The organism is Kitasatospora sp. NPDC001225, from assembly GCF_053597855.1.
On sequence record NZ_JBSFJC010000223.1, the window covers coordinates 1 to 8,444 of the forward strand.

11 protein-coding genes are annotated in these 8,444 nt (G+C 72.4%); all 11 read right to left on the reverse strand.

What is annotated here, in order from left to right; genetic code table 11:
* Nucleotides 1-74 precede the first annotated feature (74 nt).
* Nucleotides 75-707: a hypothetical protein gene (locus ACWDCZ_RS37575; protein WP_387825809.1), complete on the reverse strand. Its 633-nt coding sequence runs from the start codon at nucleotides 705-707 to the stop codon at nucleotides 75-77.
* Entirely contained in the window at nucleotides 704-1,375 is a 672-nt protein-coding gene (locus tag ACWDCZ_RS37580) for a hypothetical protein (RefSeq protein ID WP_375873261.1), read from the reverse strand. The genes ACWDCZ_RS37575 and ACWDCZ_RS37580 overlap by 4 nt, the downstream gene beginning before the upstream one ends.
* Nucleotides 1,368-2,687 (reverse strand): putative T7SS-secreted protein, encoded by a 1,320-nt coding sequence (locus ACWDCZ_RS37585; protein ID WP_074001652.1) that lies wholly within the window; start codon nucleotides 2,685-2,687, stop codon nucleotides 1,368-1,370. Before ACWDCZ_RS37585 ends, ACWDCZ_RS37580 begins: the two co-directional genes overlap by 8 nt.
* On the reverse strand, nucleotides 2,684-2,980 hold the full coding sequence (locus ACWDCZ_RS37590) for a hypothetical protein (protein ID WP_049654274.1): 297 nt from the start codon (nucleotides 2,978-2,980) through the stop codon (nucleotides 2,684-2,686). Before ACWDCZ_RS37590 ends, ACWDCZ_RS37585 begins: the two co-directional genes overlap by 4 nt.
* 169 nt (nucleotides 2,981-3,149) lie before the next feature.
* Nucleotides 3,150-3,641: a hypothetical protein gene (locus ACWDCZ_RS37595; RefSeq protein WP_074001651.1), complete on the reverse strand. Its 492-nt coding sequence runs from the start codon at nucleotides 3,639-3,641 to the stop codon at nucleotides 3,150-3,152.
* A gap of 123 nt (nucleotides 3,642-3,764) precedes the next feature.
* Nucleotides 3,765-4,088, reverse strand: a complete 324-nt coding sequence (locus ACWDCZ_RS37600; protein WP_049654278.1) for a DMT family transporter — start codon at nucleotides 4,086-4,088, stop codon at nucleotides 3,765-3,767.
* 1 nt (nucleotide 4,089) lies between these two features.
* Nucleotides 4,090-4,788 (reverse strand): HAD family hydrolase, encoded by a 699-nt coding sequence (locus ACWDCZ_RS37605; protein WP_241852793.1) that lies wholly within the window; start codon nucleotides 4,786-4,788, stop codon nucleotides 4,090-4,092.
* Between the two features lie 93 nt (nucleotides 4,789-4,881).
* On the reverse strand, nucleotides 4,882-5,967 hold the full coding sequence (locus tag ACWDCZ_RS37610; protein WP_449818270.1) for an ABC transporter ATP-binding protein: 1,086 nt from the start codon (nucleotides 5,965-5,967) through the stop codon (nucleotides 4,882-4,884).
* 21 nt (nucleotides 5,968-5,988) lie between these two features.
* Nucleotides 5,989-6,834, reverse strand: coding sequence for an ABC transporter permease (locus tag ACWDCZ_RS37615; protein WP_449818271.1), 846 nt, complete (start codon nucleotides 6,832-6,834; stop codon nucleotides 5,989-5,991).
* Complete coding sequence (locus tag ACWDCZ_RS37620; protein WP_074001649.1) at nucleotides 6,822-7,802, reverse strand: ABC transporter permease; 981 nt, start codon at nucleotides 7,800-7,802, stop codon at nucleotides 6,822-6,824. The genes ACWDCZ_RS37615 and ACWDCZ_RS37620 overlap by 13 nt, the downstream gene beginning before the upstream one ends.
* 43 nt (nucleotides 7,803-7,845) lie before the next feature.
* Nucleotides 7,846-8,444: ABC transporter substrate-binding protein (locus ACWDCZ_RS37625; RefSeq protein ID WP_449818273.1), on the reverse strand; the 599-nt coding region annotated here is incomplete at its 5' end.

Genomic DNA, 8,444 nt, shown 5'->3' on the forward strand with positions numbered 1-8,444 from the left:
GGCGTAGTTGAACACCTCCTCGTCCATGATCGGCCGCACGGTGGTGCGCAGACCGGCCCAGGCGACCGGCCGGCTCAGGCGGACGACTCCTTCGGCCGGCGCACCGACCAGAGCAGGGTGCCGTCGATCAGGACGTTGCAGCCGAGGAACGCCAGCAGGTAGGCGGAGGAGTCGGCCTCGCCGGGGAGCTTGGGGGCGACCCGCCCGGCCGGGTCCATCCGGACGGTGATCACCTGGCCGCGCTTGAACCGGGGGGAGCTCTCCGTGAGCGGGCCGCCCGGCACGTCGTCGTTCAGCTCCGTGGAGGCCAGGCTGTACGCCCGCCCGGTGCCGTGGAGCGCGTCGGTGACCTTCTCGTCGACGACCACGGCCTGCACGGTCCGCCCCGAACCCAGGATCAGGTTCGCCCAGGCCTCGGTACCGGCCAGGTAGGCGACGAAGCCGACGACGGAGATGCCCAGGCCCCAGGCGACCATGTTCTTCTGGAACCGGGGGTTGCTGTCGGCGTCGCGGCGCACGGCGAACGCGTACAGCACGATCAGCGGGTAGGCGAGCCCCACCACCGCGGCGAGGAACGAGTTGACGTAGACGTCCAGCGCGATGACGCCGACGAGCACCGCCGTGGTGACGGCGATGAGGGCCAGGGCCCCGCCGAGTCGGCGGGGCCCGCTCCGGGTGGTGCCCTGGTCGGGCTGGGTGATCGTCACCCGAAGGCCTTTCGGATGTTGTCCTGCCGCTCGGGCGGCAGGGCGTTCGACGTCTCGTTCAGCGGGGGGTAGAAGGAGATCCCGCTGATGGCGGCGCCCACCAGGACCGACCAGCCGTCCCAGTAGTCCAGGTGCTGGGTGGAGAAGACGACGGCGAGCACGTGGGGGCTCCACGGGTGCGCGAACAGGGCCTCCAGCTGGCGGACGGTGGTGATGCCCGATCCCGGCAGGCCGTAGGCCGTCCCGGAGACGGGCACGGCCAGGTCGCGGACGGTCACGGCGGCCCGGCCGAGCGGGAAGTCGAGGACCTCGATGTCGGCGTCCGGCCAGGCGGTCGCGAGCTCCCGGGCGACGCGCTGGGGGTAGCCGCCCGGGGCGCCCTGCTCCTGCTCGCGCAGGTACAGGCTGAACACGCCCTGGACGATCTCGCCCTCCTCGGTCTGCACCAGGCAGTTGGAGACGTGCACCGCACCCTCGCGCAGCTGTGCCTGGAGGGCGAGCTCGGCGGAGACGGCGATGCCGAGCTTCTGCTCCGGACCGGCGTCGGTGAGCCCGTCGAGCCCGTCCACGATCCGGCTCATCCGGTCGCCCGGGTCCTCGGCCAGGTCGATGTCCGTGAACCCCTCGGGCAGGGAGAGCCAGACGGACGGCATGGTCGTATCAGTCATGTCCCACTCCCCAGACACCGGTGACGATCGCGCTGCCGCCGCCGAGCAGGGCGGGCAGGATCCGGCCCTTGCCGCTGCCGCCGATGGCGCCGCCGGCTCCGTTGAGCGCGGTGCCGCCGCCGGTGGTGTAGTTGATCGCGGCGCCCAGCCCCGGGCTCGGGCTGTCGGTGAAGAGGCCGGCCGCGGTGGGGGCCGTCAGCGCGACCCCGCTGGCCGCCTGCACGCCGTCGGAGACGTTCATCGCGGCGGCCTTGGAGAGCCCGAGCTTCATGGCGGGCTTCTCGATCGCGGTGGTGAAGATCGGGCTGGCCGGGTCCATCGCCCGGGCGGCGACGCGGATCTCCTTGGCGCCGGCGCTCACGGCCTTGGCCCCGCCCTCGGCGGCGCGGGCGCCCCGGAACGCGGTGACCCCGCCCTTGAGGAGGGCGCCTCCGGGCAGGGCCCCGAGGAGGTCGCCGGCCAGGGTGAGGTCGTTGCCGAGGTTGTCCCAACTGGTCGGCATCAGGCCCTTGATGCCGTACTGCTTGGCGTGCAGGCCCGCCGCGCCGACGCTCAGCAGGATGGCGGGCAGGGCGAACGCGGGGCAGAAGATGGCCGCGACGCCGCAGATGCCGGAGGCCACCGTCAGCAGGTCCCCGCCGTGCTTGCTGAACCAGTCGCCGATCTTGCTGAGCATGCCCGGCTCCGGCGGGGCCTTGCTGTCGGCGGCCTTGCGGACGGCCTCGGCCGTCTTCTGGGCGTCCGACTTGTGGGTCCCGGCGAGCTCGTGGGCCTGCTTCTGGAGGCCGGCCAGCTCGTTGGAGGCGCTGGTGAGCAGACCGGCGGCGGAGTCCAGGTGGTTCTTCGCCGTGTTGTAGCGCTGCTCCGCGGCGGCGAGGCTGGCGTCGTCGGGGTAGGAGCGGCCGGCCAGTTGGAGGTCGGGGGCGGCGGCCGCGGCGCTGTGGGCCTTGTCCGCCTCCTCCTTCTTCTTCTTGGCGGCGACCGCGGAGGCGGCCAACTCGGCGGCCTTGGGCTGGTGTTCGGTCAGCGCCTTGTACCAGACGTCGAGCGCCGTGTAGGCCGAGGTGATCGAGTCGGCGGCGTCCTGGAGGTAGCCGGGGAGCTTGCCGAACTGCTCGGAGAACTTCTTGGCGGCCTCACCCGTCCACTGGCCCTCGTTGTTGGAGATCTGGGAGAGCGTGGTGTGCACGCCGCTCAGGTGCTGGCCGACCCGGCGCAGGCTGGTGCTGAGCGCGGTGACGGCGGCGGAGTCGCCGGGCGTGGGGTTGAAGCCGAGGCCGGACCAGTCGGGCGCCGGCGTGGGGGCGCTCACGACTGCCCCGCCGGGGCGAGGACCTTGACGATGCTCTGCTCGGTGCCGTCGTAGTTCTTCTGCACCTGCTCAAGGCCCTCGTCCAGGGCCTTGACGCACTCGCGGACCTTCTTCAGGCCGAACTGCCACTTGTCCTTGAAGTGCCCGCAGGCCTCGTCCAGGAAGTCGAAGCCGGTGCCGGTGTGGCCGGCCGCCTCGAAGGCCTTGAGGCCCTGGTCGAGTTCGTCGGCACAGCCTTTGAGGTCTTGGGCCAGTTTTGCGAGGAATTCGGTACTGACTTTGAAGTCGGACACTTTCGCCCCCCGATGCGTCGATTGTCGGACCGGGCGAGCATAGCTCCAGCCGACCGGGGAGAGATCGTCACGGTCGTCACCGGAGGCGGTCGTTACGGGACCTTTACGGGCCGTCGACGCCTTCTTGACGTCGGCGGCCCAGCTTCGAGGTGTATACGTACGGTCGGTCTCAGCGGCGCCAGAAGCCGCGCTTCTTCGGGGTGACGAGCCGCACCACGGCCGTGACGAACAGCTCGGCGACGGGGGAGGGCCCCGGGCCGTGGTTGAGGTGGCTCTCGGCGGTCCACTCGCCGAGGACGGTGCCGGGGCTGCCGTCGAAGGGGCTGAACGCGTGCTCCAGGGTCACGTAGCGGACGGTCCTGGCGCCGCCCGGCTGGACGGCGGCGACGAAGTGGGCCTCGGTGGCGCCGACCGGGGCGGGCAGGGTGACCAGCAGCATGTGGTGGCCGTCGACCGACAGGTGGCGGCAGTCGAGGCCGTGGTCGGGCAGGCGGTCCTCGGGCGGCAGGGTGCTGCCGAGGTCGTCCCAGATCTGGGTGACGACGGGCAGCAGGCTGCCGCCGTCCGGGGTCGGGGTGGCCACGCGCGGGCCGAACTCCAGCACCTGGCGGGCCAGCTCGCGGTGGACGAAGCGGTAGTGGTGTGGGCGGGGGTCCGTCATGGGGGACACCGTAGCGAAGCGTCCGGGGCGGGTCGTCGGCACGTCCGACTTCCCGCCCCGGCAGGGGAGTTGACCAGCGAATTCAGAGTTGACGGACCGTCAGAAAGGGCGTCGGAAGCGGCGTCAGGAGTGCCCGCCCCTGAGGTTGAGCACGACCACCCCGACGATCACCAGCGCGATCCCCAGCCACTGGAGCCGCCCGAGCGACTCGCCGAAGGCGACCACCCCGATCCCGGCGACCGCCGCGGTGCCGGCCCCGGACCAGACCGCGTAGGCGACCGAGACCGGTATGTGCTTGAGCGCGCGGCCGAGCAGCAGGAAGGAGAGCACGTAGCCGACACCGACGCCGAGGCTCGGCCAGAGCCGGGTGAACCCCTCGGTGAGCTTGAGGCAGCTGGTGGCGCAGACCTCGCTGATGATGGCCAGGGCGAGCAGGAGATAGGGCATGTCAGGGTCGAACCGCGCCGGCGCCGGCGAGCTTCCCGAGCAGGGCGAGGTCGGCCTGCTCCAGGCTGGCGAGCAGGGTGATCCGCTCGCCCCGCGGCATCGGCACCGGGGTGGACGGCACGGCGAGCACGGCGCAGCCGGCCGCGGTGGCGGAGGCGACCCCGGTCGGGGTGTCCTCGACGGCGAGGCAGTCGGCCGGGTCCAGGCCGAGCCGTTCGGCGGCGGCGAGGTACGGGTCGGGCGCGGGCTTGGTGCGCGGGGTGTCCTCGGCGGCCAGGGTGACGGCGAACCAGTCCCGGCCGATGGCGGACAGCACCAGGTCCACCACCCGGCGCGGGGAGGCGGAGACCAGCGCGGTCGGCACCCCCGCGTCGCGCAGCGCGGCCAGCAGGGCGAGCGCGCCGGGGCGCGGCACCGTCTCGGCGGCGACCTTGGCGGCGAAGGACTCGCCGAGCCGGGCGGCGAGTTCGGCCTCACTGAGGGCGGTGCCGCTGACCGCGTGCAGGTGGGCGGCGGTGTGCTCGACGGCCTGGCCGAGCACCTCGGGGGCGTCCTGGTCGGTGAGCGGGTGGCGCAGTTCCTCGGCGATTTCGGCGGCGGTCTGCCACCACAGCTGCTCGGTGTCGACCAGGGTGCCGTCCATGTCGAACAGGACGGCGGCGGGCAGCGCGTTGGACGCGGGCATGGCGGTGTCAGGCATGGCGGTACCTTCGGTGGTTCTCCGGCGCTTCGTCGGCGCTTCTTCGGTGCTCCGCCGGTACGTCGTCGGGCGGAGCGGGGAGGTACGAGGCTCTCAGGCGGCGCGGCGGTCCACCAGCACCGGGCGCTCCGGCAGGGTGAGCGCGGCCCGGGCGCCGGCCGGCAGTGCGGTGGCGGCCTCGGTGGGCAGGTCGGCCTTGACCTCGGTGCCGTCGTCCAGGCGGACGGTGAGCCGGGTGACGGCGCCCAGGAAGGAGGCGGTGACCACCAGCGCGGGGCCGTCCTCGGCCGGGGTCAGGGCGACGTTCTCCGGGCGGACCAGCACCTGGAGCTCGCCGTCGGCCGGGACCTCGCCGTCCACCGCGTGCCGGCGGCCGAGCACCTCGACGCCGTCCGAGGTGCGGGTGCACGGGATGCGGCTCATGGTGCCGACGAACTCGGCGACGAAGGCGGTGGCCGGCCGGCCGTACAGCTCGGACGGGGCGGCGCACTGCTCCAGCCGTCCGGCCCGCAGCACCGCGACCCGGTCGGCCATCGACAGCGCCTCCTCCTGGTCGTGGGTGACGAACAGGGTGGTGATGCCCAGCTCCTGCTGGAGGCGGCGGATCTCCTCGCGCAGCTGGAGGCGGACCTTGGCGTCCAGCGCGGACAGCGGCTCGTCCAGCAGCAGGACGCGCGGCTGGAGGGCGAGCGCGCGGGCGAGCGCGATGCGCTGCTGCTGGCCGCCGGACATCTGGTGCGGGTAGTGGTCGGCGCGGTGCGGCAGGCCGACCAGCTCCAGCAGCTCCAGGGCCCGCTTGCGGCGCTCGGCCTTTCCGGTGCCGCGCATCCGCAGCCCGAAGGCGACGTTGTCCAGCGCGGTCAGGTGCGGGAAGAGGCTGTAGGACTGGAACACCATGCCCGCGTCGCGCTTGTGCGCGGGTATCGCGGTGATGTCCTGGCCGTCGACCAGCACCTCGCCGGAGTCGTGCTGCTCGAAGCCGGCCAGGATGCGCAGCGCGGTGGTCTTGCCGCAGCCGGACGGGCCGAGCAGGGCGAGCAGCTCGCCCGGGCGGACGGTCAGGTCCAGGCCGTCGAGGGCGGTGGTGGCGCCGAACGCGCGGCGCAGGGAACGGAATTCGACGGTGGCGCTGCCGGAGGCGAGCGGGGCGTCGGCGGCGATGGCGGTGGCCGTGGTCATGACTGGTGACTCCGGGGGGTTTCAGGAGGTGGCGGTCTTGGCGCGGCGCTCGCGCCCGGCGGTGGCCAGCAGGAGCAGCAGCAGCCAGGTGAGCAGCAGGCTCAGGATGGAGACCGCGACCGACATGTGGGCCTGGCTGTTGCCGACCGAGTAGATCCAGACCGGGAAGGGCTGGAAGCCGAGGATCGAGGCGGTGGTGAACTCGCCGAGCACCAGGGCCAGGGTGAGGAAGGAGGCGTTCAGCAGCGCCCCGCGCAGGTTGGGCAGGACGACGGTGAACACCGCGCGCGGCCAGCTCGCGCCGCAGTTGCGGGCGGCCTCGACCAGGGTGCGCACGTCCATCGAGCGCAGGCCGGCGTCCAGGGCGCGGTAGGCGAGCGGCAGGGCCATCAGCACGTAGGCGATGACCAGCACCAGCGGGAAGTCCGGGTCCTGGATGAACACGAAGGTCTGGAAGAACGGGGTGTCCATCAGGTAGTCCGGGCCCCAGCGGAGCACGCCGATCAGGCCGGCGGTCAGCGCGACCGGCGGGACGACCAGCGGCAGGGTGCAGAGCACGTCGAGCACCGGGCGCAGCTTCGGCGAGCCGAGCCGCACGGAGATCAGCGCCGGGACGAGCAGGAGCAGCAGCACCATGACGGTCACGACGGCGAGGCCGAGGGTCAGCCAGAGGCTGTCCAGGAAGCCGGGGGCGGAGAGCAGCCCGGTGTAGGCCGCGAAGGAGATGCCCTGGGGGTCGTCGATCGAGAACCAGAAGGAGGCCGCGAGCGGGACGACGAAGTAGACGCCGGCGAGCAGCAGCACGGCTCCGCGCCACCAGCGGACGGTGCGTCGGCCGGGGCGGGCGGGGGTGGTCAGCTGAGCCATCGGGCGCTCCGGCGCTGGAGGGGGAGGTACACGGCCATCACCAGGACGGCCACGAAGATCATGTTGAGGCTGAGGGCGAGGGCGAGGTTGCCCTGGCCGACCAGCACGTTGCCGGAGAGCGCGTCCGCGATCGAGCGGCTGACCAGCGGGACGGTCGCGCCGACCATGGCGGCGGCCGTCGCGTAGGCGGCGAAGGCGCTGCCGAAGAGCAGCACGAAGCCGCCGAGCAGGGAGGGCAGCAGGATCGGCAGGGCGACGTGGAGCCAGTACTGGACGGTGGTGGCCCGGTTGTTCTGGGCCGCCTCGCGCCACTGGGTCCGCAGGCCGTCCAGGGCCGGGGTGATGGTGAGCACCATCAGCGGGACGAGGAAGTACAGGTAGACGACGGTCAGGCCGGTGAACGAGTACAGCGACCAGCCGTGGTCGGTGAGGTGCAGCAGCTTGGTGATCTCGCCGGCGTTGCCGAGGGTGGCGACGAACGCGAAGGCGAGCGGCAGGCCGCCGAAGTTGGCGAGCACGCCGGAGGCGGTGAGCACCGCCTGGCGCAGCCAGCCGCGCCGGGAGGTGACGACGGCCTGGGCGAGCGGCAGGCCGAGGACGGTGGCGAGCAGCGCGGTCAGCGCGGAGAGCTTGAGGCTGCTCAGCATGGCCGTCTGGTAGCCGCCCTGGACGGAGGCCGTCAGGTTGTCGAAGGTGAACTGCCCGGCGCCGGACTCCGCGTCGCTGGAGGTGGTGAACGCGCCGATCACGATGGCGACGGCGGGGAGGCCGAAGCCGATCAGGAAGAACAGCAGCAGCGGCACGGCCGCCAGCCAGGACGCGCCGCCGAGGCGGGCGAGCGGCCGGCGCCGCGGGCCGGGCGCGGTGGTGGTGGGGGAGGTGGTCGTGGCGGTGGCGGACGCCCCCGCGCCGCCACCGGGGGAGGTGGCGGCGGGGGTGGTCGGCACCGGGGTGGGAGCCGTGGTCATGAGTGCCTTTTCTCAGCCCGAAGTGCGGTACGTGGCCTGGGTGTCAGCCCGCGATCGCCTTGGTCCAGTTCTCGGTGACGACCTTCTTGGCCGCGTTGATCTGGTCGACGGTCGGGAAGGTGGTGAACGGCTTCTCGACGGCGGGCAGCTTGGCGGCGCCGGCGGCGTCCAGGGTGCCGTCCTTCTTCAGGGCCTCGAAGGTGGACGGGGTGGCGTAGCCGCCGAGGAAGAGGTTCTGGCCCTCGGTGCTGAACAGGTACTCCTGCCACAGGCGGGCGGCCGCCGGGTGCGGGGCCCACTTGTTGACGGCCTGGTTGTAGAACTGGGCGTAGGAGCCGTCGGTCGGGATGGAGACCTTCCAGTCGACGCCCTTGTCCTTGAACTCGTCGGTGTAGCCCGCGTTCAGGTAGGACCAGTCGATCGAGATCGGGGTCTCGCCCTTCTCGACGGTGGCCGGGGTCGACTCGACCGGGTTGAAGTTGCCGGACTGCTTCAGCTTGCCGAAGAAGTCGATGCCGGGCTGGATGTTGTCCAGCGAACCGCCGTTGGCGAGCGCGGCCGCGTAGACGCCGCCGAAGGCGGAGCCGGACTTGGTCGGGTTGCCGTTGAGGGCGACCTGGCCCTTGTACTCCGGCTTGAGCA

Excerpts from the sequence above, each read along its gene's own strand:
- ACWDCZ_RS37600 (WP_049654278.1), bottom strand. The coding sequence starts at position 4,088 with ATGCCCTATCTCCTGCTCGCCCTGGCCATCATCAGCGAGGTCTGCGCC.
- ACWDCZ_RS37620 (WP_074001649.1), bottom strand. The coding sequence starts at position 7,802 with ATGACCACGGCTCCCACCCCGGTGCCGACCACCCCCGCCGCCACCTCC.
- ACWDCZ_RS37595 (WP_074001651.1), bottom strand. The coding sequence starts at position 3,641 with ATGACGGACCCCCGCCCACACCACTACCGCTTCGTCCACCGCGAGCTG.
- ACWDCZ_RS37615 (WP_449818271.1), bottom strand. The coding sequence starts at position 6,834 with ATGGCTCAGCTGACCACCCCCGCCCGCCCCGGCCGACGCACCGTCCGC.
- ACWDCZ_RS37580 (WP_375873261.1), bottom strand. The coding sequence starts at position 1,375 with ATGACTGATACGACCATGCCGTCCGTCTGGCTCTCCCTGCCCGAGGGG.
- ACWDCZ_RS37605 (WP_241852793.1), bottom strand. The coding sequence starts at position 4,788 with ATGCCTGACACCGCCATGCCCGCGTCCAACGCGCTGCCCGCCGCCGTC.
- ACWDCZ_RS37610 (WP_449818270.1), bottom strand. The coding sequence starts at position 5,967 with ATGACCACGGCCACCGCCATCGCCGCCGACGCCCCGCTCGCCTCCGGC.